The following is a 24,406-nucleotide window of genomic DNA, read 5'->3' on the forward strand; positions in this document are numbered from 1 at the left end:
ATTTAATTATTCTCCTTATATTCCCTTTTTATAAAAAAACACAAAAGACTTAATAACAATATCTTACAACTAAAAAGTTGTATCTAGATAATAATTCTACTATCTTTTACAAAAAATATATTTTGATATTTCAGTTGAAAAAGACAAGTGAATATCAAAGTATCTATTATCAATAATTAATAGTTCAGTTATTCATAAGTGAATAACAGCAATCTCATTATTAAGTAAATCATCTCTCTAGCATGAAACCACACTATTTTATCCAAAACATTTACGTATTCATTTTATTTTTGTTTTCAAGTATTATAACTTTTGCACAAAGCACAAGATTACTCAGACAACCAGACATTAGCGCTACGCACATTACTTATACTTATGGCAGCGACATTTGGGTTTCAGAATTGAATTCGAATAAAGCAATACGTATTACCTCAACGGCTGCTGGAGAATCTAATCCTTACTTTTCACCAGATGGTAATTGGATTGCTTTTAGCTCTAACAGAGCAGGAACAAATAACGTTTACGTGGTTTCTAAAAATGGAGGAGAACCAAAACGATTAACCTGGCACCCAAGCGGATCGACAGTTAGAGGCTGGACGAATGATGGAAAGCACGTATTATTTGCTAGCAATAGAGACACTGCACCACGGCCTTACAATAGACTTTATACCATTTCTGTTGATGGTGGTGCTCCAAAACTATTAACAAAGCAATGGAGTGATGACGGTGCCTATTCTCCCAATGGAAAGCAAATGATTGTGGATAAAATGGATCGTTGGGATGTAGAATGGCGTGCTTATAGAGGAGGACAAAATACACCACTCATTATATTAGATTTAGAAAGTCAAAATGAAATACTATTACCTAATGATAGTACAACTGATATTCAACCATTATGGTTAGGTGATAAAATTTATTTTCTATCTGATAGAGATTTAGTCGCTAATATTTGGTCCTATAATCCTCAGACGAAAGCTTTAAATCAAATCACCAAATTTAAAGGTTCGGATATTAAATGGTTAAGCGGAAATGATGGTACTTTGGTTTATGAACGTGATGGTTATTTACATACCATGACTATTTTAACTGGTAGATCCACACAATTAAATATCAATGTTGTTGGCGATTTCCCTTGGGCCGAAACCAAATGGGAAGACGTTTCAAACTCAACACAGTCAGAATCATTATCTCCAAACGGAAAGCGTGCCATTATGCAATCTCGTGGAGATATATTTACAGTTCCTGTAGAATTTGGAGATTCTAGAAATATCACAGAAAGTTCTGGTACTGCAGACAGAAGACCAATTTGGTCTCCACAAGGAGATAAAATTGCGTGGTTTTCGGATGCCAATAGAAAAGGCTATGCTTTAATGTTATCTACTCAAGATGGCTTATCTAAACCTGAAGTGATCTCAATAGGAGAATCTAAATTAGGATGGAATCCAACTTGGTCTCCTGACGGAAAATATATTGCATTTGTAGATGATGATGTACGATTACGCTTCGTGAATTTAGAAACAAAAAAAATTAAAACATTTGATATTGGAGGTAACAACCTGGAACGTGGACGTATAGAATTAAAATGGTCACCTGATAGTCATTGGATTGCTTATGAAAAATCAGCATCTAATAATTTTAGACAGATTTATCTCTATTCCTTAGAAAAAGATGTTACAAAACCAATTACAGATACTTTTGCAGATTCGTTTTCACCTGCTTGGGATTTAAACCAAAAACAAATTTATTTTTTAGCAAGTACAGATGTTGCGCTCCAATCTGGTTGGGCAAATACAAGCTCTATGACAGCAGACCCTGCCTATACTGCTTATGTTATTAATTTAGATGCTAATGACGATTCGCCTTTTAAACCAAAAAGTGATGAAGAAGACATTAAAAACGACAGCGAAGAAGAAAAAAGTGATACCAAAAAGGAAGAAAAAGACAAGACCGATAAAAAAGATGACGAGGACAAAAAAATAAATATTGACTTTGAGAATATTGGTCGTAGAACTTTAGCACTACCAATGCCTTCGAGATATTATGGCTCTATCACTGCTGGACCAAAAGGCACTATGTTTATTTCTGAATATACAGCAAATGATAGAGGAGCAAAGCTGTTTAAGTTTGATCTTAATAAGCAGGAAAGCAACGAATTTGCATCTGGTGTACAGTCCCTTTCTGTAACTGCAAATGGCGAACATATGTTAGCCCAAATTAATGGAGATTGGCAAGTGGCAAACACAGGCGGTTCTGATGCCAAAGGTGGGAAACGTCTAAAAGTAAATCTTCAAATGAAATTAGATCGCTCTGCTGAATGGGAACAAATGTTTGAGGAAGCTTGGCGCTATGAGCAAGACTATTTTTACGATCCAAATACACATGGTCGCGATTGGAAATTGGTTTACAAACGTTATGCTCCATTAGTGCCATTTATAAAGCATCGTGCTGATCTCACTTATATTTTAGATCAAGTTAATGGAGAATTATCTGTTGGTCACAGTTTTGTTTTTGGTGGAGATTATCCAGATGTTGAGCGTTCTACAGCAGGTTTACTTGGAGCAGACTTAGAGACAGACAACAACTATTGGAAAATTAAACGTATTTACACCACAGAAAATTGGAACCCAGGATTATCTGGACCTTTAGATGCTCCTGGACTAAAAATAAAAGAAGGTCAATATATTGTTGGTATTAACGGCAATGAAATTAAAGCCGACGATAATTTCTATAAATACTTAGATGGCACTTCAGGAAAACAAACCATTCTTCACATCAATGACCAACCAGAGTTTAAAGGCAATTGGACTGAAATTGTAGAGCCCATTAGAAGTGAAAACTCTTTAAGACAACGTACTTGGGTTGAAGATAATCGAAGATTAGTTGATAAATTATCTAATGGTCGTTTAGGTTATATATGGGTACCTAACACAGGTGGACCAGGTTTTGTTTCTTTCAATCGTTATTATTTTGCGCAACAAGATAAAGAAGGTGCTGTGATTGATGAACGCTTTAATGGTGGAGGGTTATTAGATGATTATATGGTAGATCTAATGACACGAAGTCTAAGAGCAGGACTGACTAATGAAGTGCCAAACGGTAAACCAATGAAACTTCCTGCTGGTATTTTAGGTCCAAAGGTATTGTTGATTAATGAACTTGCAGGTTCTGGAGGAGATTTCTTTCCTTGGGTATTTAGACAACAAAAAGCTGGCAAATTAATAGGTATGACAACTTGGGGAGGATTGGTAAAATCTTCTACACATTATGCATTAATAGATGGAGGTGGATTAACGTCTCCAGACAATGCGGTCTTTGATCCTATAAATAATGAGTGGATTGCAGAAAATAAAGGTGTTTCTCCTGACATAGAGGTTAGACAAGATGCAAAAGAGCTGTCCAAAGGAAATGATCCTCAACTTGAAAAAGCCGTTGAAGAATTGATGTCACAACTGGGAATTAAAAAAGAAATTAAAGCTCCTAAATTTTTACAACCAGCGAAAGGGAATTAATAAACAATATTAGAATTAGACATTGTAATGGTATTTGCCATAAGCTTTTTCGCATTAATTAAAAGTACGGAGTGTATCTAGTATATTAGGTAAGAAAATAAAAAAACAGACCAATATATAATCTAATCAGGAATGTTTTCATTCATTTGTTTTAAAGGAGAATTAAGCCAATAATCTTCGGTTTTCAAATCGTTAATTGGCGCATGTTTTAGTGACAATGCTTTTTCTGCATACAATAGCGTACTACTTAACATTTTATCTAAAAATACGCGTTGCACAAAAAGTTCTCTGAATTGGTAGCCTTCAACTTTTGATTTTTTCATCTTAAAACCACGAACATCTTTAAAGTTTTTAAGCTTGAAACTAAATAGAGCTTCATCTACTCTATTTTGTTTATTTAAAAAACCTGAAATTTCTTTATTAAATTTAACCTCAACCGTTTTAGAATCAATAAGGTTTAAACTATAAATTGGTAGTTTTTTATCTTGAAACGATATTTTAACGTTGCTAATTTTCTCTATTGAACTTCTGTCTAAAGTTCTATTAAATTTAATAATAAATGCACTTATATTTTTATCATACAATGAACTCTCCACCTTTAACGCATCATTTTGAGTTATAAAGAAATTATTATTAAATGTGATATAATTAAGATACATCTTGTCATTTTCTTGCCTTTTGTACTCAATGTTTAAGGCCAAAATTAACTTCCTAGGACTATTTGAAAATAAATTATAATCAAATCGGTGTATTGAAAAATCGTCCTTTGAGATATAGATAAATCCATTTGCTTTATAGGCATATCTAGTAATATCTCTTTTAGCTGAAAATTCAATTTTATAAAGTTCTTCATTATCTAAAAAAATAATGCCTTTATTATAAAAATTATGATTTACAATGAAGTCTTTTTCTAAAATATAAACGAATGAAAAACTGCTAATATTAAAGTTTCGAATTGGGTTATGAATATTTAATAGTGTTAACTCATTACCAATACTACTTCCCATTTTTCCATCATTAATCTGTTTTGATTTGTTATATACAGAATTACTTAATAAAGAATCCTGTATAAATTCAGTATTTAATTTATAACTATATAATGCTGTTCTATTTGATGGATTACTAATTTTTTGCGTTAAAAAACCTTGATCAAAAACTTCAATAATACCTTCGTTTAAATTGATATATTCTTCATCTGCAAATTGATAATCTCTGTAATACGCCATATATGAAAAAGGTTCTACAGGATAATTATTTTTAATATTATCTATAGCTTTTTGAACAATTTGTCTTGCTAACAATTTCTTTTTATCATTAGCATTTATAACGACTTCATTAAGTGCTTCTGTTTTAGGAATTAGATATATGGTATGGAAAGACTTTTCCGGTAATCCTGCAAGTGAAACTCGTTTTGTACTATAACCAATACAACTAATAATTAATGAATCACTTTCAACCTTATAGCGCATTGGTATCCTAAAATCACCTAAAGCATTAGAGATAGTTCCATTCTTATTATGAGCAAATTGAATGGTAACATACGGAATAGGTTGCTTAGATTCTACGTTTAGAATCCTAAATAGCAGCTCAGATTTTTCTTGGGCTGAAGATGCAAACACACTAAATACAACAAAAACTATAATCAGATTAAAAAAGCGCATTATTTAAGTCTTTAAGTCAGGCTCTTAGGCAACTAACCCCTTACTTTCCCTAAAAAATGATTCACTTTTGGGTTCATAGGATTTCCTGTAGATCTTCTATAAACAGCCAATTGCCCACAATGCCAAATGGAATCTGCAATAGGTCCATTAATTTGATTCCAAAAAGGAATCTCGCGATCAGCAGAAATAATTTGGAATTGCGAAATATCATCACTCGTTCTTAAAATATCTGCAGCTATTTTAAGATTGTGTAACGTTTTTGATCGTAATTCAGTGTATGTTAATTCTTCTTTTTCTTTAATGTTAGGCTGCTTCAACGTGGAGTTTACAATAGTTTTAGACAAACTATAAATATGGTTTATCGTTTCTTCAGATGATTTGCCCTCTTCATTAACTTTATAAGCTAAATCTTTAGGAGTTAAACAATATGTAGACCAATAATATCGAAATCCCAAAGCATCTACCATACGTGCAGCCACAGTTCCGGCTGTAAATTCTTTTGAATATTCAGGTAATTGGTAATAGGGAAGATTGTCTTCGTTCTTATTCATTCTCCAATTGACTTCTATATAGATCTATATTTTCTTTTTGATGTGGCGGTAATTCTGGTTCTTTAATGTCTTTATATTCTTTTAATGTATCATAAAGAATTTTTGCTACAATATATCTTGCTGTTGATTTATCGTCTGCAGGAATATTATACCAAGGTGCGTGGGGTTTTGAAGTTCTATTTAAAGCATCTTCGTAAAATTCTTGATATTCATCCCAACATTTGCGCTCGTCTAAATCATCTGGAGAGAATTTCCAATTTTTTTCAGGTTTGTTTAATCGTCTTAATAATCTATGTTTTTGCTCGTCTTTAGAAAGATTTAAAAAGAACTTAAAAACAATAGTACCATTGTCTGCAATTAGCTTTTCAAAATTATTAATTTCATTGAATCGTCTGTCCCAAAACGCTTCATCTACATCATCTAAAGTATTTACATTGGGCATGTTTTCATACATTAGATATTCAGGATGTACTCTTGTTACTAAAACATTTTCGTAATGTGTTCTATTAAAAATACCAAATTTACCTCTAGCTGGTAAAGCTTTCATGTGTCTCCAAAGATAGTCGTGCTTTAACTCTAATTCTGTTGGCTTTTTAAAACTGTGTGCTATAATTCCTCTAACATTGAACTCTTTAAAAACTTCACGAATTAAGCTATCCTTACCTGCAGTATCCATACCTTGAATACACATTAAAACCGAATATTTACCATGAGCATACATGGTATTTTGAATGTCTGCTAGATTTTCGCTAAGCGTTCTTAATTCGCGTTCTATCTTCTTTTTATTTATTCCTAAATCAAAAGATGTTGGTAAATCTTTAATTTTTATTTGTGATGAAATTTTGAAATCATCTATATGTGCATCCTTCATAATTACTCTATTTTATTTTGAGGCAAATGCCTTCACATCACTTTCACTTACTTCATTTCCACCTAAGATAATTAAACGTTCTACAACATTTCTAAGTTCACGAATATTTCCTGTCCAATCATAATTCTGAAGTAATTTTATCGCTTTATCTGAAAATGATTTGCTAGTATTTCCTTGTTCGGTTGAGATCTTTTTTGTGAAATAATTGATTAATAACGGAATATCCTCTCGTCTATCATTTAAAGCTGGGACTTCAATTAAAATCACGGCTAATCTGTGGTATAAATCTTCTCTAAAATTACCATCGGCAATTTCTTTTTTAAGATTCTTATTGGTTGCTGCAACAACTCTTACATTTACCTTAATGTCTTTATCACTACCAACACGCTGAATTCTACTTTCTTGTAAAGCACGTAATACTTTGGCTTGCGCAGACAAACTCATATCTCCTATTTCATCTAAGAAAATAGTTCCTTGATTAGCTGCTTCAAACTTACCTGCTCTATCTTTTGCCGCAGATGTAAACGCACCTTTAACATGACCAAATAACTCACTTTCAATAAGCTCACTTGGAATTGCTGCACAATTAACCTCTATCATTGGTCCTTTGGAACGTTCACTTTTTTGATGTAGCCAATGTGCTACAAGCTCTTTTCCTGTTCCATTAGGACCTGTAATTAAAACACGAGCATCAGTAGGTGCAACTTTATCAATCATATCTTTGATACGAGCGATGCCATCACTATTCCCAATCATTTCGTAGTTTTTGCTCACTTTCTTTTTAAGCATCTTGTTTTCTACAACAAGCTCTTTTCTATCTAAAGCAATACGTACTGTATTTAATAATCGATTTAAATCTGGTGGCTTAGAAATATAATCAAAAGCACCAAGACGCATCGTATTGACAGCGGTATCCAAGTCGCCATGTCCAGAAATCATAACCATTGGTATTTCTGGCTTAATCTTCTTTACAGCTTCTAAGACTTCAACACCATCCATTTTTGGCATTTTAATATCACAAAGAACCAAATCATAATCATCCTTTCGTATTTTTTCAATTCCAACGAGACCATCTTCTGCTTCTTCTAACTGATAGGTATCATTTTCTTCAGAAAGTATTTTAACTAATACTCTACGTATGGCTGCTTCGTCTTCTATTATTAATATTTTTGGCATAATTATATTTTAAATTTTAATCCGCTTCTAAAATAAAAAGCGTTTAAATCATTCAACTTAAAAACATCGTTTCTGTCTTTATCTCTTAATACGTTATTTAATCTTAAGGTATAGCCTACATAAGAATAAGCCACTAGATGTTTTGTAAAACAATATTCGTACCCAAGTCCTGCAACAGCTACAGATAATGAAATATGATCTACATTTTTACCTGCTATTTCTGTGTCTTGTTGTAAATGGGCATAATAACCATCTAAACCAACAAATGTTTGGAGCATATTTTTTTCATTAAAAAAATATTTCAAATTAGATTTGGGAACACCTGCACTAAATGACCAATTATCATTAACACGTCTGTAATAACTAATAAATGGCAATGGAAAAGGCACACCTGCTGTTGTATTATATGTTAGTCCTAAAATAAGTCGGTAAGGTTTATCTATATCTGCTTTAGTTCTATCTTTTACCATGTATGCTCCTCCATTTAGAAATGTATCATCTAACGTTAACTCTTTTGTCAATGTAGATGCGATACGCGGATTTAACTTAAATCCGAAGCGCCATTTAGAATTAGACTTAAATGTATATGCAATGTTTAAATCTATGACATGCAATTTACTAAGCTGCTCAGTGTTAAACGAGTAATTATCTTCAAGATTTAATAATATTCTATTATATTCTCCTCCAATAATTAAGTAATCGTCTTCATTGAGCTTAATAGGATAATTTACTAAAGCTCTTAATCTGGTATATTGATCTTCTGATTTAGTACTTGGAATAAATGAATATTCTAAACGTGCTAAATCTGTGAGTTGAGCATTCGCAAAATGAAAACAAGATAGCATTACAATGGCTAGAATTGTATAACATTTTGAAACGCGTAAAATCATAAATTATATATTTATTTGTTTTGAATAATATGTATGTCTCTCTGTGGAAATGGAATAGATATATTATTTTCTCTAAAAAGGCGATCTATTTCAAACCGAATATCACTTTTCGGAAATTGGGCTTTAAAACTATCTGCTAGTGTAAAAACAATTTTAAAATTCAATGAACTATCTCCAAAGTCTGTAAAAACTACTGCTGGTGGAGGTTCTGACAATACAGCTTTGTTTTCTTGAGCTGCCTGAATCAATAACTTTTTCACTAATTGAACATCACTTCCATAAGCGACACCAACCTCAACACTTTCTCTGGTTGTTGTTCCGTTCTGTGTCCAATTATAAAGACTATTTTCAAGATATAAATGATTAGGAATCACCAATACTTTATTATCCAGAGTCACCGCTCTTGTAGTTCTTAACTTAATTTCTATAACTCGTCCAACTTTACCTTCTAATTCAATAATATCTCCAACATGAACTGTTTGATCGATTAAAATAAACACACCTGAAATAATGTCTTGAAACAAGGTTTGTAATGCAAGACCAATACCAATAAGAAGTGCTGCAGACGCTGCAAATACTGCAGTAACATTTACTCCAACACTATGTAATGTTATTAAAAATATGATTAAATAAACGAGCCACCTAAAATAACCATAAACAACGTTAAATTTGCCTTTATCATCATTTGGAAGGTTTCTTGTAATAATACGCAATGCTATTCTTAAGACAACAGAGGTTACAAATATTGCCGAAATAACGATTAAAACATCTAGAATAGAAACACTAATATCCTTACCAATATTCATGTGTAATCCCAGAAAATCTTTAATATTTCCCCAAGTAGAACTTCCTGTTATTTGATCTTCTATTTCACTTAAATCTTGAACCATTGTTTAATATTTCAACCATTTAAAAAGCTCTTTATAGGTTGGTTTTTTTCCATACATTAATATTCCGACTCTATAAATTTTTGCAGCAAACCAAACGGCTAGGATGAATGTCGCTATTAAAATTAACAGAGACAAACCTTGCTGCCAAAGCGGCACTCCAAAAGGAATACGCATTAACATAACTACAGGCGAGGTTAATGGTATAAAAGAAAACACTGTAGAAACGGTTCCATGAGGATCTTCAATAACCGTAAATACACCAACATAAACAGCTAACATTAACGGCATTAAAATTGGCAACATAAATTGTTGCGTATCTGTTTCATTATCTACAGCTGCACCAATAGCCGCATATAGCGAGCTGTAAAGCAAGTAACCACCAATAAAAAAGAATAAAAACGCTACAATAAGATTAGCTAAGGGTAAATTATTAATGGCTGCAATTAAATTTTCTGCCATGACCTGCGCACCATTAGCTTCCATAGCTTGGTTCATCATCTCTTGTTGTGGCGTTTGTACTTCAGTTAGATCTATACCAAAAATAGCAGACACGATAAACATTAAAACACCACCTAATATTACCCAAATTGCAAATTGTGTAACACCTGCTAACGATGTTCCTATGATTTTACCCATCATTAACTGAATAGGTTTTACAGATGAAATAATGACTTCAATAATTCTACTCGTTTTTTCTTCTATTACACTACGCATAATCATGTTACCATAAATAATAATAAACATAAATAGCAAATAACCTGCAGCACCACCAAAAGCTAGCTTAACAACATTATCTATTTTAGAACTCTTTTCTCCGTCAAAACTTTCTTGTTCAATTTCAATCTTTGTTTTAGACGCTTCAATCTGAGCCAGAGAAACACCATCTTTCTCCAACTTCATTTGTTCAAGGCGTTTTTCAATCTTTCCTTCTAAACCAGAAATCACACTAAGCGATGGAGATTCTTCAGAATAAAACTTTACATGTTTAGAAACGTCTTCTAAAGAATTCGCATCTCCAATATGTAACAAACCATAATCCTCTTTTTCTTTTACTAAAGCAATAGCATCTTCAAGATTGAGACCATTTAGAACTGTATATGTGGTATGCTCTGTACTTTCAAAAACACCTTTTAAATAACCGGTTTCATCTAAAACAGAAATAGTACGCTCTTTATCCTTATTTAATTGCGATAAATATGCAACTACTGCAAAAAGCGCTATCATTATTAACGGACTTACAAACGTCATTACAATAAATGATTTGTTTTTCACTTTTGTAAGATATTCGCGCTTTATAATTAATGGTAAATGATTCATTATTGGTTGTTTTTTACAGTTTGAATAAAAATATCACTTGCAGATGGTATCACTTCTACAAAGTGATGTACTTCTGCTTTTGATGTTAAAAACGAAAGCAAATCATTTGGTGATGCATGTTCGCCTAGTTTTATATTCAACTTAATATCATCGTTCAAGTTTCTAAATGTTGCAGGAAGCACTTCAAATTTATCCTGAATTTCAGAAAACACTTTTTCTTTGTCTAAAGATTCTAATCCAACTTCAAATGTGTTGGTTTTGAACTGACGTTTAATATCATTTAATTTTCCGTCTAAGACTTTATTAGATTTATGAATTAGAGCAATATGGTCACATAATTCTTCTACAGACTCCATTCTATGTGTCGAAAAAATAACCGTTGCTCCTTCATCTCGAAGCTGTAAAATTTCATCTTTAATTAAATTCGCATTTATAGGATCGAAACCCGAAAAAGGCTCATCAAAAATCAATAATTTTGGTTGGTGAAGCACTGTTACAATAAATTGTATTTTTTGAGCTTGTCCTTTACTTAATTCTTGAATTTTTTTATTCCACCAATCTCCTATTTCCAACTTATCAAACCAATACTTTAATCTGGTTTTTGCTTCCGTTTTGCTCAAGCCTTTTAGTTGTGCTAAATACAAACATTGCTCACCTACTTTCATAGATTTATATAAACCGCGTTCTTCTGGTAAGTAACCAATATCTCTAACATGTTCCCCCTTTAAGGGCTGCCCATCTAAAAGAACAGCACCACTATCTGGCATTGTAATTTGATTTATAATACGGATCAATGTCGTTTTTCCTGCTCCATTTGGACCAAGTAAACCAAAAATACTACCTTTTGGCACAGCGATAGACACTTGATTTAGTGCTTTAAAATCCCCGAAGTTTTTAGAAACGGAATTAGCGACTAATAAGTCATTCATATATAACTAAATTTTTGTGGTGTGGTTGTATACCAAATGAATTGTAAAGTAAGCTATAAGTGTAATAGAAAAGAATTACGCAACCAACTTTACGCTTTCATGGGTATTTGTACGTAAAGATATTAAATGTTAGAGATTTTGAATAAAAATGTGTTACTATTTATGTGATTATTAAATATTTCTTTAACTCTTTTGAAAAGCAGAAACACAATTAAACTACAAGAATGAAAATTTTGCTAAGGAACACTAAAAATGATGAATGGACTAAAAAACAAAACCCACCCTTATGGTTAGACAAGGATGGGAAAAAATTGCTATGAAAAAGAAAAATTATCGCTAATTAAATTAGCGACAAATCAAATATACTAAATAATATTAAATAGATGTGTTTTATGAAAACATATCTTTTACCTTTTCAAAAAATGATTTATCTGAACTCTCAGGTTTAGGTTCAAAATGTTCATCTTCTTTCATGCTTTCAAAAAACGCCTTTTGTTTCTTATTTAAAGTCTTTGGTGTCCAAACATTTACATGTACTAATAAATCTCCTTTACCATAGCCATTTATACTAGGAATACCTTTTCCGCGTAGTCTTAATATTTTTCCAGACTGAACTCCAGGCTCTATTTTTATTCTTACTTTTCCGGTAACGGTATCTATTTCTTTAGAGTTACCTAAGACAGCATCTGGCAAACTTACATACATATCGTAATGTAAATTATCTCCCTCTCTTTTTAACGTTGGGTGATCTTCTTCTTGTATAGCAACTAATAAATCTCCTGAAATACCATTTCCTGGTGCATCATTACCTCTACCTGTTACTTTTAGTTGCATACCATCTACTACTCCAGCTGGTATTTTTACAGTTACTGTTTCTTCTGCTACTTTTAAGCCTTGATCATCTGCATCAGAAGGTTTTTTATCAATAGATTGACCAGCTCCACCACATGTTGGACAAGCTGCAGATGTTTGCATACGACCTAAGATAGTATTGGTTACTCTAGTTACTTGACCAGCTCCACCACATGTACTACACGTTTTATATGTAGTCCCTGGCGCTTGTACTTTACGCTTTACCTTAATCTTTTTCTCTACACCATTAGCTACTTCTTCTAAGGTTAAGGTTACTCTAATACGTAAATTGCTTCCTTTAACAACACGTTGTCTGCCACCTCCGCCAAAGCCGCCTCCGCCGCCAAAGCCACCTCCAAAAATGTCGCCAAATTGACTAAAGATATCATCCATATTCATGCCGCCTCCGCCGAAGCCTCCTCCGCCTCCGCCGCCTTCGAAAGCTTGGTGACCAAATTGGTCGTAACGTGCTTTCTTATCTGCGTCACTTAATATTTCATAAGCTTCTGCTGCTTTTTTGAACTTTTCTTCGGCTCCATTATCATCAGGATTTTTATCTGGATGATATTTTAAAGCCATCTTACGATATGCTTTTTTTATTTCTGCTCCAGATGCTCCCTTTGTGATTCCTAATATCTCGTAATAATCTTCTTTCATCAACTAATTTATTCTGAGTTTCTTAAACAAGAAAAAACTCACATTTTCAATATTACTGCCCAATAACTACTTTAGGAAAACGAATAACTTTGTCTCCCAATTTATAACCATGTTCAACAACATCAATTATTTTTCCTTTTAGATCGTCAGTTGGTGCAGGAATTTGTGTAATCGCTTCGTGATTGTCTGCATCAAAAGTATCACCTTGTCTTACGTCTATTTTAGACAAGCCTTTTTGTTCTAAGGTGTTTACTAATTTATTATAAATTAATAGGACTCCTTTTCTTAACTCTTCAGCTTCTTTATCGTCTTCAATATGCGCTAGTGCACGCTCAAAATCGTCTAAAACAGGCAACATTGACACCATTAGGTCTTGACTTGCTGTTTTAAACAATTCAATACGCTCTTTTGTAGTTCGCTTTTTATAATTTTCAAATTCAGCAAACAGACGCATAAACTTGTCTTTCTCAGCAACCAATTGATCTTGCAATTGTTCTTCTGGAGTTCTTAACTCCAACTCTGCTTCTTCTGTAGTTGTTGTTTGGTCCTCTACTTGTGGGTCTTCAACCTTTGTATTTTTATCTTTTTTACTCATTTTGAGTTCTATTTTATCTTTCCATTACAATTGGCAAAAGTACTGCCATTATTATAAAAATGTCAAAATGTCATTAACATTTTTTTATCACTCTTCAATCTTACTATGATGTATCTTTACCTTTTTAAATACTAACACAAAAAAACACCACTATGAAGACTCAATTTTTCAAAATTTTCACACTAATTGCTCTAATTTCATTTGCAAGCTGCGGAGATAAAGCAAAAGAAGCAGAAACCAAGACTGCTAAAAAAGCGGCAGTTGCAGAAGCGACAGCAACATCCTATGTCGTAAACACAGACAAATCCATGATTGAATGGAAAGGTTTTAAACCAACGGGTTCTCATACTGGAACTATGACCTTAAATGCCGGGAAATTAGACCTTAACGATGGCACTATTGAAAGCGGTAATTTTACTATTGATATGAATAGCATAATGGTTACTGACATACCTGTTGAAGAAGAAGGCAATGCAAAATTAACTAATCATCTTAAAAATGCTGATTTTTTTAATGTTGAAGCGTATCCTACTGCTACTTTTGAGATTACAGGAATAGAAACTACAAACAAAAAAACAATGCTGTCTGGTAATTTAACTATCTTAGAAAAAACGAATAATATTAGTTTTCCTATTAGCACCAAAATGGATAATGGCATAATGACACTAACAAGTGAAACATTTACTATTGACCGTACGAAATGGAATATTGAATATGCTTCTAAATCATTTGTTGAAAATATAGGTGATAAATTTATCAATGATGACATGGAGTTAAAAGTAACTCTAGTAGCTAGCAAAAATTAAAGTTTAGAATTGAAGTGCAAAACAGTCATTTTATGGCTGTTTTTTTTTGCTTTATATTGAAAATATAACATCTGTTTAAATATGATCTCCTATTATCAAAAAACCTCCTATAGAAGGAGGTTTATGGTTGTTGATTTTCCTAATTCCCTACAATTAGTAATTACCAACTATTGTAATTAAAAACTTATTATTGCTAGTTTTCTTAATTCCCTAAAATTAATAATTACCAGCGGTTGTTATTAATTACAATTTATTGTGTTTAATATCTTTTTATTGTGTTTAATATCTTTTTGTTGCTATAAGTTACGAAAAAAAATCATGTAACAGCAGATAATTCATCTACTCCATAGTTATAAACTAAAAGCTAATTATTGAGGACTTATCATAACATAAATACAAGCTCATAATAAAGTAGTAAAATTACACGACATATCTCATTTTCACAATACTCAAATTGAGTATTTTACAATTCATTAAACAGTGTTCTTTTTTAAGTTAAATCCCCAATTAAGGGGATTTTCAGTAAAAGTTGGCATTCTTAATTTCCTAAAACTAATAGTTACCACCCCCCTCTACTAACATCTTTTTATTGTTTAACAAATCGTTTAATAACTGATTTATTATCAATATAGATTCTTATAAAATACGAGCCTTGAGATAAGTTTAACGTATTTACAGTACTGATATGTCCGTCAATATGATTTACTTTTTTTCCTAAAAGATCATAAATTTCAATACGTGTAATCTCTAAATCTGTAGCAATATTTAACATGCCTTTTACAGGGTTTGGATATACTTTTATTTGCTCAAGTTGCAAATGAAAATCAGACACACCAAGTGTTGGATTAATAATAGTTACTATAACAGTTACAGAGCTCGTTTGCCCACTACTATCCGTAATAGTTAATACGACGTCATATTCTCCAACTTCAGTAAATGTATCAATATCGATACTTAAACTATAGTTACAATTATCTGAAGACCCATTATCTAGATCTGATGCTAAAATGGTAACAGAGACTCCTCCTTCTAAATCGCGAGTAATATCTTGACCAATAGCTACTGGATCTATAGTATCCTCAACAGTTACAATTGCTGTTGCAGTACCTGTATTATTACTTTGATCTGTTACAGAAAGTGTCACCGTATTATCACCAACATCATCACAAGTAAAATTGGTAATATCTATACTACTGCTTGCTACACTACAATTATCTGTAGATCCATTTTCAATTTGAGCTGCAGTAATACTTGCATTTCCGTTAGCATCTAACTGTATGGTTAAATTTTGAGTAGACACAATAGGGTTTACAGTATCTACAACTGTTACTGTAGCTGTTTCCGTATCTGAATTATCACTCTGATCTGTAACGGTTAAGGTTACTGTATGTTCACCTAAATCATTACAATCAAACGTTGTAATATCTACACTAGAACTTGCTATAGAACAATTGTCTGTAGAGTTGTTATCTACCATACTTGCCGTAAGTGTAGCATTTCCATTTGCATCTAAAGAAACCGTAATATCCTGAGTAATAGCTATAGGACTTGTAACATCTTCTACGGTTACTATAGCCGTTGCCGTCCCTGTATTATTATTTCCGTCTGTGACAGAAAGTGTCACTGTATTAACACCTAAATCATTACAAGTAAAACTAGTATTATCTAAACTACTACTCACTATACTACAATTGTCTGTAGAACCATTTTCAATTTGAGACGCGGTTATAGTTGCATTTCCAGTGGCATCTAATTGTACCGTAATGTCTTGAGTTAACACAACCGGATTTATAGAATCTACAACGGTTACAGTAGCGGTATTAGACGCTGAATTATCACTATTATCCGTAACCGTAAGCGTCACTGTATTATCACCTAAATCGTCACAAGTAAAACTAGTTATGTCTATACTATAGCTAGCAATCGTACAATTATCTGTAGAGTTATTATCAATATCACTAGCTTCAAGTGTGGCATTTCCATCAGTATCTAATTGAATCGTGATATTTTGAGTGATTACTGTAGGATTTATTACATCTTCAACTGTAACAACCGCTGTTGTTTCATTAGTATTTCCGTCTGTATCTTCAACCGTAAAAGTGACTGTGTTTTCACCTAAATCATCACAATCAAAAGTAGAAACATCTAAGGTACTGCTTGCAATACTACAATTATCTGTAGACCCGTTTTCAATTTGCGAAGGCGAAACTGTAACGTCTCCATTAGCTCCTAGCTGTACCGTAATATTTTGTGACACGGCTATAGGATCAATAGGATCTACCACAGTAATTGTTACGTCTTGAGTACTAACTTTATCTTCTGCATCGGTTGCTGTAATGGTAACTGTATTTTCACCAAGATCATCGCAGGTGTAATCAAATTCTGTTTGGTTTAATACTACTGAAACCAACTCGCAATCATCATATGTTCCGTTATTAACATCGGCAAGTGTTAAAGATCCTTCTCCTGAAGCATCTAATTCAACCGTAATATCTGAATAAACTACTATGGTTGGTGGCAAATTATCGTACACATCAATGTTATCTGCCAATCTGTAAAGACCATAGTTTCCAAGTTCATTTTTAACCGAAATCCATACATCATGAATATCGCAGGTGACATCTGTTGTAGGAATTTCTATAGTATACTCATCCGGGTTTTCTGTTGCTGTGATATTTATTTCAGTTCCTAATCCAAATCCAAATGCCGTATCATATAAAAATTCTGCATCTGTTAATGGCGATACAGGATCGGTTTCAAAAATTTCATTATCTATAAGATAAAATGTTTTCCTATCGTATAAACTCCAGGTGCCGTCTAAATTTTGAGTTCGTAATCCTAACTCATGATAACCACTTTCTAAAGTTCCTAAAGGAATTGTAAAGTTCTCAGTTAACTGATTTGGATTTCCTGTAATGGCAAGTTCGGTTCCGTTCCCTGGTCCTGGATCTGAATCGAACCAATACTCCGCAGCCGCTAAATTAATTACGTCATCACTTCCTGAAATTTCTTGAGAAACATAAAAGGTAACCCTATCATATAAACTCCAGGTGCCTTCCAAATTTTGAATCCGTAAACCTATTTGATGAAAACCTTCATCTAAAGTTCCTAAAGGAATTGCAAAACTCTCGGTTAATTGATCGGGATTCCCGGTAATGGTCAATTCGGTTCCGTTGCCTGGTCCTGGATCTGAATCCATCCAATATTCTGCCGCTGCTAGATTACTTATTGCCGACGAGCCCGAAAAAGGTTCACTGACATAAAACGTTACTGCTTTATATAAACCCCAAGTATTAGCATTGTCTTTCGCTCTTATGGTGAGCCTATGAAACCCTTGATCTAGGCCTGTTAACGGAACAGCTAAAGCTTGCGTTAGGTCTCCTGTATTTGTATTTGCGCTTATCTGCGTGCCACTACCAACACCTGGATCTGTACCAAAATAATATTCTAAGTCTGTAATATTCTGTGCTGACACAGATGACATATTCAGAAAAAACATTACTATGATAAGAAAACCTAAAGGTTTAAAGTTGTGGTAAAACACCGTTATAAGAAAGCGCATTGTTTTTGGCGCTCTCATATTAATGGGCTTTAGCTGTTATAGTTACGTTTATGGTCCCATTTTTAGGTACAGCACCATCATAAGTTGTAATATCTATAGTTGGTATCCCTTTTGGATTACCACTGTTTTTATAAATAAAACCATTATTATACAAACCCATTTCGGTACCTCCTCCTCCTCCTGTTAGCGCAGGAGATGCGGCTTGAAGTGTCATGTCGTCTTCTAATCGTGCAGTTACGACATATGTAGTAGCACCTGCCATACTATCATTTACCGTATTATCTACGTCTGTAAATAATGGGTCTACGCCAAGCAGCGTATTACTATCTGAGTAAGTTGCACTACCACTTGTTGCAAAATTTAAACTATACAAATCTGCATAATTGTAGAGTAAATTGTTAGACACATTCCAATCCCCAGTTGCAAACGTAACGGTTCTATCAGCAGTACTATTTAGTAAAAACATATTATTATACAAAATTCCCGTTTCTCCTACTGCATAATTACGTAATGTAAAACCACTATTTAACCTGAAAATATTGTTTGCAATTATTATAGCTGCTGGCGAATAAATGGTTAAGGTGCTACCTGTTATAATATTATTAGAGATTAAGACATCTTGAGCATCTGGATATTGAGTTATAGTCGATAGTACACAACCTCTAGCTTCAAAACCGATTAATCTAGGGTCTGTTACACTATAACCAGCACCTATTACGATGGATGCATAACACTCATATAGCCTAATATTAGTGATCGGTGATCCAGAAATAGTAGAGTATGGTGAAACTGAACTCATTTTTAAGCCCTTTAATGTTACATCTGAAGCATTAATTGTAACAGAACCAATGGTAGATACATTATTTACTTCACTATGAGAGCGTCCCACAACGGTGAGTGCTTTATTTATAGTAACATTACCATAGCTTGTTGGAGACGGTTGTACATAGATAATGTCTCCAGCCGTAGCTGCATCGTGTGCGTCTTGCATGGTTTGGTGTGTTGTTGTAGAGCCTGGATTATTGTCTATAGTAATAATAGATTGGGCTACAACTAAATTACTTGTAAATAGGACTGCTAAAATTAAAAGCATTTGCTTAAAACGTTTAGTTGTTTTCCCTAAAAACAAGGAGTTGTTTTTTTTGTTTTTGAGCTTTTGGTTTAAAAATTTCATAATTAATTATTTGTTGATTAATAGTCTGATAAACTTACAAAAGGCTATAAATCAAAAAAATACCCAATGATGGGTATTTTTTTTAAAACTCAACTATAAAATGTTTTTTTTATCTATACAATGGAATTTTTAGTCCTAGATAAATATCTGTTGTTTTAGAACTCTCTGAAAGTAGATTGGTAAATACCGAACCAGAACCTACAGTTAATGGTCCAACTCGAAGTCCGCCTCCAAAAGACAAATCTCCATATTGTCTAAAACTAAGTGGTGCATAAAAACTAAACCACTTAGTTTCTAATCTTGGTGCCACTGTAACCGTATTAATTACAGTATTACTTAATTCTTCCCCTTTTTTAATCATAGATAAATCTGCTTGTGCACTTACAAACCATTTTTTGGCTAACCTGTAATCTACAAGCACATGTAAAGCCGTTGGTAAATTAATCTTTGCCGTTTCTTCGGTTTCTGTGCTCGTGTAATTATTATCTAAAAACTCCTCTATATCATCATCATAATTAGAGGTATCTGCTGTAGCATTTAAATTATAATTATTAACGGTAGAATTATCATAACTAATAGATCCTATATCTGTAACAGACACTCCTATTTTTAATTTGTAAGGTGTTTTGTAAGTTGGAAGACTATCATTACCTCGATCCTTATACCATTGGTAAGTAAAACCAACATCTAAACCAAAACCAGCAGATAAATCATTGAAATCTACATCATTGCTATCAAAGTCTTGGCTAGTTCCATAATTTAACTCTCCTTGTGTTGTTAATAATTCTGAAGCTGCATTGTACTGTCCTTGTAATTCTGGACTGCTCATAAAAGCACTACCTGCACCTTGTAAATATTTTAAGGTTACACCACCTTTTAAAAGGTGATTCGGTTTTTCTACAAGTATTCTTCCGTAAGCTAAACCTACTTCTGCCCAAGCATGAATGGTTCCGTTAAAGTGTTTTGAATCAAAATCAAAATCATCATCAGAATCAAGATCATCTTCAATAGATTCAAAAAGTTCTCCGTTAATATTATTAATATTGAAGTTCGCTCTAACTCTACTGACTACACCTATGCTGCTCTTTTTTGTTAAGTTAAACATAAATGAAGGTCCAACAAGATCTATATTAAAGAAGAAGTTATTAGTATCACTTGGAAACTTTTCACTATTCTCATCAAAATCGAAGGCACCGTCTGAACTCGTAATGTCACTGAGGTTAATTCCAAAATAATCACTTCCACCAAAAACACTGGCTGAAAACAAATTAATATCACCTCTTAAATTAGAACCCACAACACTTGATGGGTTATAGGTAATTCCTTGAATCCCGGAATAATTATCAATAGAATGGCCTACATAACTTTGGCCAAAAGAAAAATTTAATGCGATTATAAAAATCGAAAGCGGTAGTAGTTTAGTATATTTCATATAAATTTAGGTTGGTTAAAAGCGAAGTTAAAATTTTATTTGACTTTTCATATATTTTTTCAAATAACTAAAAATCAAAGATCAACGATTTAAATGCATTAGAACATACCTTAAACTGGGTATTTCCAATCTTAAAAATCGACTTAAAATCGATATTTCTTTTCTAAGGCATAACGCATTAATTCCCCCTTACCATGAAGTCCTAAAATACGAATCATATTTTTCCGATGTGTATCTACAGTGTGTACTCCAATAAAAAGTTCATCTGCAATCTCTCGAGACGTTTTACCTTGAGCAATTAAACCTAAAATTTCCACTTGGCGTTTGGTTAGTATGCCTTTTGACTTTTTATTAGTATTGTTTTCTTTTTCAATTTCAATATTAGCATCGAAATAGGTATGTCCATTATATACGGAACGTACTGCTTTTAACACTTCTTCTAACGGTGAGTTTTTAAGTAAATAACCCGAAGCTCCTGCTTCTAACATTTGCTGTATCGCGTCCTTTTGATCGAACATTGTAAAACCTAAAATTTTGGTATGTGGCAATTCTTTTTTTATTTCTTTTGTTGCTGTAATCCCATCCATTTTTGGCATTCTAATATCCGTAATAACCACATTGGGTTGCTTAAGACGCACCAATTCTAACAGTGCTTCACCATCATTTGCCGTGCCAACAATATCAATATCATCTTCATACTCTAATAATAATTTTATACCATCAATTAAGGATTGATGATCTTCTGCTATGGCTAATCGTATCATAATGGTATGTCTATTATTACGGTTGTTCCTTTATTCTTTTCAGACTCAATAGTGAGTTTACCATCCAAATGCTCTACACGTTTATCAATACTACTAATTCCCATACCTTTATTTGTTTTAGTAATTTGATTGGGATTAAAACCAATGCCATTATCCTCAACCATAATATTTATACTGTCGTCGTGATTGGTAAGATGAATAGTAACTTCTGAGGCTTTAGAATGCTTTATAACATTAGTAACCAGTTCTTGAATTATTCTAAAAAGCGTGAGTTCTAAACTGTTTTCTAAACGATTATCTAGGCCGTAATCTAATACCTCTATTTTTATTTTATTTGAAACTGAAACTTTATCTGCCATGTGTTGCACCGCTTTTAGCAAACCTTGTTTGGCAATAACACCAGAATTTTTAGCATGCGCCACGGAACGTACTTTTTGATAAGCTTCTTCAATTAAATTATTGGTTTTGCTATAAAGTTCTGGAGAGTCTTTATCTTTTAAAGCGTTAAAATGAAGCTTTACATTTGCCATGAGTCCGCCTAAATCGTCATGAAGATCATTAGCTATTCGTTGCCGCTCTTTTTCTTGGCCTTCTATCATAGCATCAATAGTCGTTAACTCTTGCTCTTTTAAAACGGTAGCTAATTTTTGGGTTTCTAATGCTTTTTCTTGTTCCGCCAGTTTTTGTTTTCTTTTGGTATTTTTAAAGATTAAAAATGCAATTATGCTTCCTAAAGCCAGACTTCCTCCTAGTGCTAAAGCTATGTTTTGGCTTTGTTTTCTTTTGGCTTCGATTTCTAGATTGTCTGCTCTGAGTTTTTCATTATTATATTTTTCTTCAATATCTATAATAGATGAATTTTGCTCTTTTAAGTTTATAATATCTTTTATTGAATCGTATTTATATAAATAATCATAAGCATTTACCCAATCTTCCATGTAATAAAAAGTAGCATCCATATTTGAGTAAAGGATTTTTTTACTCTTTCTATTTAATTTCGGTAATTCTAATTTTTCGGCTTTATTATAATACTCTAATGCTTTAACATACTGCTTTTTTCTTCTATACGCATTTCCTATATTATTAAAAACATTAAATTCTGTATTTAAGTTTTTAAAACTTATAGTATCTCTGTAATAGCTCTTTAAGGCATTATTATAATAGAAAATAGCGGAGTCTTGATTTTTGAATTTGCGCGAAAACGTAGAGCCAAGATTAATTGAAATATTGATTTGCATCTGTGTACTATCAATCTCATTAGCTAATTTTAAAGCTTTAAAAAAATAGAATTTAGCAGAATCTTTTAGATTTCTCTTCAAATTATCTGCACCATAATTCGTGTAATACGATGCAAGCCATTTTTTAGAATTAGAGAATTGAGCATAATTGCGTATTTCTTTTAAATAAAAGTCTTTGTTGGTCTCAAGGTTATTTTGACTATCCAATAATAGATAGATCTCTAAATTGGTTCTAGCAACTTTTTCGTCTGCTTTCTCTTTTTTATAAAAATCTAAGGCCGTTTTATAGTAACGAAGAGCATTATCTTCAAGATTTAAATTTTCATATGATTTAGCAATAACAAAATTTGCCTCAGCTAATTCCATAGTATTTGTAGACTGCAATTCAGAATCAGCAAGATTAACAATAGCTTGATAATCTCCATTTCTATAAAGTAAATTAATTTCTGAAATAGAGGCAATAGGTGTCTCTTGCCCAATAATTTTATTAGGCAAGAAAACACATATAAGTATGGTAAATACTATTTTATCCACCTGTTATGATATCGCCTTCTTGTTCTCTAGGTCTAAATGGCACTTGTACATCTTTTTCATATAATATACCACTATCCAAACCACATTCCATATGACTATATTGGGTTTCTTGTGTTACACATTTCTCTAATGCAGCTTTTTCATTCTTATCTAGTTTATCTTCATTAATAATAAAAACTTTTAAGTTTCCATCTTTTAAATGATCTTTTGACAAATCTGCTATACTAGGTATTTTTATATCGGCTATTAATTTATGTGTTACAGTATTATTTGTTGTACTTGAAGTTAAATCTGAAATATGAATTACAATTGCATTTAAATTCCTATTAGCATTATAGTCCGAAACATTAAAAACATCCAATATTTTCATATTACTACTAGAATTAGGGATTACAACATGAATATTATCCCTAGATAGATCAAAATTATTTTCGGTCTCCTTTAATACATACTTAATGCTATAACTATCTCCCGTTTCTAGCACTATGTTATTTTGTTTTATTTGAACAGAAGAAGTATCTAATTTATTTTCCTGAATATTAATGTCCTTTTCTTTCTTTTCGGATTTAATTTCTGAATTTGTTGACTCATTTTTTTCTTCATTTTTGCAACAAATCAAAACTAAAGTTAAAAATAAGTAGCAAACATTACGGAGGTTTTTCATCTGTATTAGGTTTTAGTTGGTTACATACAAAGATGCCAAATAGGAGCGCACCAAAACATACCTAGTAAAAGGTATATTTCCGAAAAGAAGTTAAAAATAAAATGTTAATCGTGTAGAAATTTCAGACAAACGGTCTAAAAAATAGTTAATTACATGAAAATAAACTTTATAGCTGTAATCATACCTATAAAACCTATAAAAGCTATGAGTATCCAAATAATGCCAGTGTAGTATTTCTTATGAATTTTAAGATCTTTACGATATTGAAAAGCAATAACGATAACAAAGGCAATAAAAAATAATATTCCAAAAATCAATTGACCAGTACTAAACA

At 32.5% G+C, this 24,406-nt stretch carries 18 protein-coding genes; 2 read left to right on the forward strand and 16 right to left on the reverse strand.

Annotated features, from left to right (window positions below):
• Positions 1–242: 242 nt before the first annotated feature.
• Positions 243–3,509 (forward strand): S41 family peptidase, encoded by a 3,267-nt coding sequence (locus HM981_RS00450; protein WP_179336615.1) that lies wholly within the window; start codon positions 243–245, stop codon positions 3,507–3,509.
• A gap of 122 nt (positions 3,510–3,631) precedes the next feature.
• On the opposite strand, the gene HM981_RS00455 is transcribed toward HM981_RS00450, so the two are convergent.
• The 10 genes from HM981_RS00455 to HM981_RS00500 all read right to left on the reverse strand — a co-directional run bounded on the left by HM981_RS00455 (position 3,632) and on the right by HM981_RS00500 (position 13,898).
• The gene (locus tag HM981_RS00455) at positions 3,632–5,170 is read right to left on the reverse strand and encodes a carboxypeptidase-like regulatory domain-containing protein (protein WP_179336616.1); all 1,539 of its coding nucleotides are present in this window, start codon (positions 5,168–5,170) and stop codon (positions 3,632–3,634) included.
• A gap of 32 nt (positions 5,171–5,202) precedes the next feature.
• Entirely contained in the window at positions 5,203–5,721 is a 519-nt protein-coding gene (locus HM981_RS00460) for a hypothetical protein (protein WP_179336617.1), read from the reverse strand.
• Positions 5,714–6,592, reverse strand: coding sequence for a PPK2 family polyphosphate kinase (locus HM981_RS00465; RefSeq protein WP_179336618.1), 879 nt, complete (start codon positions 6,590–6,592; stop codon positions 5,714–5,716). Before HM981_RS00465 ends, HM981_RS00460 begins: the two co-directional genes overlap by 8 nt.
• Positions 6,593–6,604: 12 nt before the next feature.
• Positions 6,605–7,768, reverse strand: coding sequence for a sigma-54-dependent transcriptional regulator (locus tag HM981_RS00470; protein WP_179336619.1), 1,164 nt, complete (start codon positions 7,766–7,768; stop codon positions 6,605–6,607).
• A gap of 2 nt (positions 7,769–7,770) precedes the next feature.
• Positions 7,771–8,658: a DUF6268 family outer membrane beta-barrel protein gene (locus tag HM981_RS00475; protein ID WP_246286081.1), complete on the reverse strand. Its 888-nt coding sequence runs from the start codon at positions 8,656–8,658 to the stop codon at positions 7,771–7,773.
• An 11-nt stretch (positions 8,659–8,669) separates the two neighbouring features.
• On the reverse strand, positions 8,670–9,548 hold the full coding sequence (locus tag HM981_RS00480; protein WP_179336620.1) for a mechanosensitive ion channel family protein: 879 nt from the start codon (positions 9,546–9,548) through the stop codon (positions 8,670–8,672).
• A 3-nt stretch (positions 9,549–9,551) separates the two neighbouring features.
• Positions 9,552–10,865 (reverse strand): ABC transporter permease, encoded by a 1,314-nt coding sequence (locus tag HM981_RS00485; protein WP_179336621.1) that lies wholly within the window; start codon positions 10,863–10,865, stop codon positions 9,552–9,554.
• The gene (locus tag HM981_RS00490) at positions 10,865–11,794 is read right to left on the reverse strand and encodes an ABC transporter ATP-binding protein (RefSeq protein WP_179336622.1); all 930 of its coding nucleotides are present in this window, start codon (positions 11,792–11,794) and stop codon (positions 10,865–10,867) included. The genes HM981_RS00485 and HM981_RS00490 overlap by 1 nt, the downstream gene beginning before the upstream one ends.
• A gap of 390 nt (positions 11,795–12,184) precedes the next feature.
• A complete protein-coding gene (gene dnaJ / locus HM981_RS00495) occupies positions 12,185–13,303 on the reverse strand; it encodes a molecular chaperone DnaJ (RefSeq protein WP_179336623.1) in 1,119 nt (372 codons plus the stop codon).
• A gap of 52 nt (positions 13,304–13,355) precedes the next feature.
• A complete protein-coding gene (locus HM981_RS00500; RefSeq protein WP_179336624.1) occupies positions 13,356–13,898 on the reverse strand; it encodes a nucleotide exchange factor GrpE in 543 nt (180 codons plus the stop codon).
• A gap of 152 nt (positions 13,899–14,050) precedes the next feature.
• Here HM981_RS00500 and HM981_RS00505 point away from each other — a divergent pair, with 152 nt between their 5' ends.
• Positions 14,051–14,704: a YceI family protein gene (locus HM981_RS00505; protein ID WP_179336625.1), complete on the forward strand. Its 654-nt coding sequence runs from the start codon at positions 14,051–14,053 to the stop codon at positions 14,702–14,704.
• Positions 14,705–15,290: 586 nt separating this feature from the next.
• Here the strand turns inward: HM981_RS00505 and HM981_RS00510 are convergent.
• The 6 genes from HM981_RS00510 to HM981_RS00535 form a co-directional block, all read right to left on the reverse strand.
• A complete protein-coding gene (locus tag HM981_RS00510; protein ID WP_179336626.1) occupies positions 15,291–18,284 on the reverse strand; it encodes a T9SS type A sorting domain-containing protein in 2,994 nt (997 codons plus the stop codon).
• A gap of 1 nt (position 18,285) precedes the next feature.
• On the reverse strand, positions 18,286–19,440 hold the full coding sequence (locus tag HM981_RS00515) for a right-handed parallel beta-helix repeat-containing protein (RefSeq protein ID WP_179336627.1): 1,155 nt from the start codon (positions 19,438–19,440) through the stop codon (positions 18,286–18,288).
• Between the two features lie 109 nt (positions 19,441–19,549).
• On the reverse strand, positions 19,550–20,872 hold the full coding sequence (locus HM981_RS00520) for a DUF5723 family protein (RefSeq protein ID WP_179336628.1): 1,323 nt from the start codon (positions 20,870–20,872) through the stop codon (positions 19,550–19,552).
• A 143-nt stretch (positions 20,873–21,015) separates the two neighbouring features.
• Entirely contained in the window at positions 21,016–21,636 is a 621-nt protein-coding gene (locus HM981_RS00525; RefSeq protein WP_179336629.1) for a response regulator transcription factor, read from the reverse strand.
• The gene (locus HM981_RS00530; protein ID WP_179336630.1) at positions 21,633–23,408 is read right to left on the reverse strand and encodes a tetratricopeptide repeat-containing sensor histidine kinase; all 1,776 of its coding nucleotides are present in this window, start codon (positions 23,406–23,408) and stop codon (positions 21,633–21,635) included. Before HM981_RS00530 ends, HM981_RS00525 begins: the two co-directional genes overlap by 4 nt.
• Entirely contained in the window at positions 23,401–24,072 is a 672-nt protein-coding gene (locus HM981_RS00535; protein WP_179336631.1) for a hypothetical protein, read from the reverse strand. The genes HM981_RS00530 and HM981_RS00535 overlap by 8 nt, the downstream gene beginning before the upstream one ends.
• Between the last annotated feature and the right edge of the window lie 334 nt (positions 24,073–24,406).

This window comes from Winogradskyella ludwigii (assembly GCF_013403985.1).
Classification (GTDB): domain Bacteria; phylum Bacteroidota; class Bacteroidia; order Flavobacteriales; family Flavobacteriaceae; genus Winogradskyella; species Winogradskyella ludwigii.

What these genes read in the sequence shown, in the direction of transcription:
- HM981_RS00450 (WP_179336615.1), top strand. Translation starts at nt 243, where the DNA reads ATGAAACCACACTATTTTATCCAAAACATTTACGTATTCATTTTATTT.
- HM981_RS00455 (WP_179336616.1), bottom strand. Translation starts at nt 5,170, where the DNA reads ATGCGCTTTTTTAATCTGATTATAGTTTTTGTTGTATTTAGTGTGTTT.
- HM981_RS00460 (WP_179336617.1), bottom strand. Translation starts at nt 5,721, where the DNA reads ATGAATAAGAACGAAGACAATCTTCCCTATTACCAATTACCTGAATAT.
- HM981_RS00465 (WP_179336618.1), bottom strand. Translation starts at nt 6,592, where the DNA reads ATGAAGGATGCACATATAGATGATTTCAAAATTTCATCACAAATAAAA.
- HM981_RS00470 (WP_179336619.1), bottom strand. Translation starts at nt 7,768, where the DNA reads ATGCCAAAAATATTAATAATAGAAGACGAAGCAGCCATACGTAGAGTA.
- HM981_RS00475 (WP_246286081.1), bottom strand. Translation starts at nt 8,658, where the DNA reads ATGATTTTACGCGTTTCAAAATGTTATACAATTCTAGCCATTGTAATG.
- HM981_RS00480 (WP_179336620.1), bottom strand. Translation starts at nt 9,548, where the DNA reads ATGGTTCAAGATTTAAGTGAAATAGAAGATCAAATAACAGGAAGTTCT.
- HM981_RS00485 (WP_179336621.1), bottom strand. Translation starts at nt 10,865, where the DNA reads ATGAATCATTTACCATTAATTATAAAGCGCGAATATCTTACAAAAGTG.
- HM981_RS00490 (WP_179336622.1), bottom strand. Translation starts at nt 11,794, where the DNA reads ATGAATGACTTATTAGTCGCTAATTCCGTTTCTAAAAACTTCGGGGAT.
- dnaJ (WP_179336623.1), bottom strand. Translation starts at nt 13,303, where the DNA reads ATGAAAGAAGATTATTACGAGATATTAGGAATCACAAAGGGAGCATCT.
- HM981_RS00500 (WP_179336624.1), bottom strand. Translation starts at nt 13,898, where the DNA reads ATGAGTAAAAAAGATAAAAATACAAAGGTTGAAGACCCACAAGTAGAG.
- HM981_RS00505 (WP_179336625.1), top strand. Translation starts at nt 14,051, where the DNA reads ATGAAGACTCAATTTTTCAAAATTTTCACACTAATTGCTCTAATTTCA.
- HM981_RS00510 (WP_179336626.1), bottom strand. Translation starts at nt 18,284, where the DNA reads ATGAGAGCGCCAAAAACAATGCGCTTTCTTATAACGGTGTTTTACCAC.
- HM981_RS00515 (WP_179336627.1), bottom strand. Translation starts at nt 19,440, where the DNA reads ATGAAATTTTTAAACCAAAAGCTCAAAAACAAAAAAAACAACTCCTTG.
- HM981_RS00520 (WP_179336628.1), bottom strand. Translation starts at nt 20,872, where the DNA reads ATGAAATATACTAAACTACTACCGCTTTCGATTTTTATAATCGCATTA.
- HM981_RS00525 (WP_179336629.1), bottom strand. Translation starts at nt 21,636, where the DNA reads ATGATACGATTAGCCATAGCAGAAGATCATCAATCCTTAATTGATGGT.
- HM981_RS00535 (WP_179336631.1), bottom strand. Translation starts at nt 24,072, where the DNA reads ATGAAAAACCTCCGTAATGTTTGCTACTTATTTTTAACTTTAGTTTTG.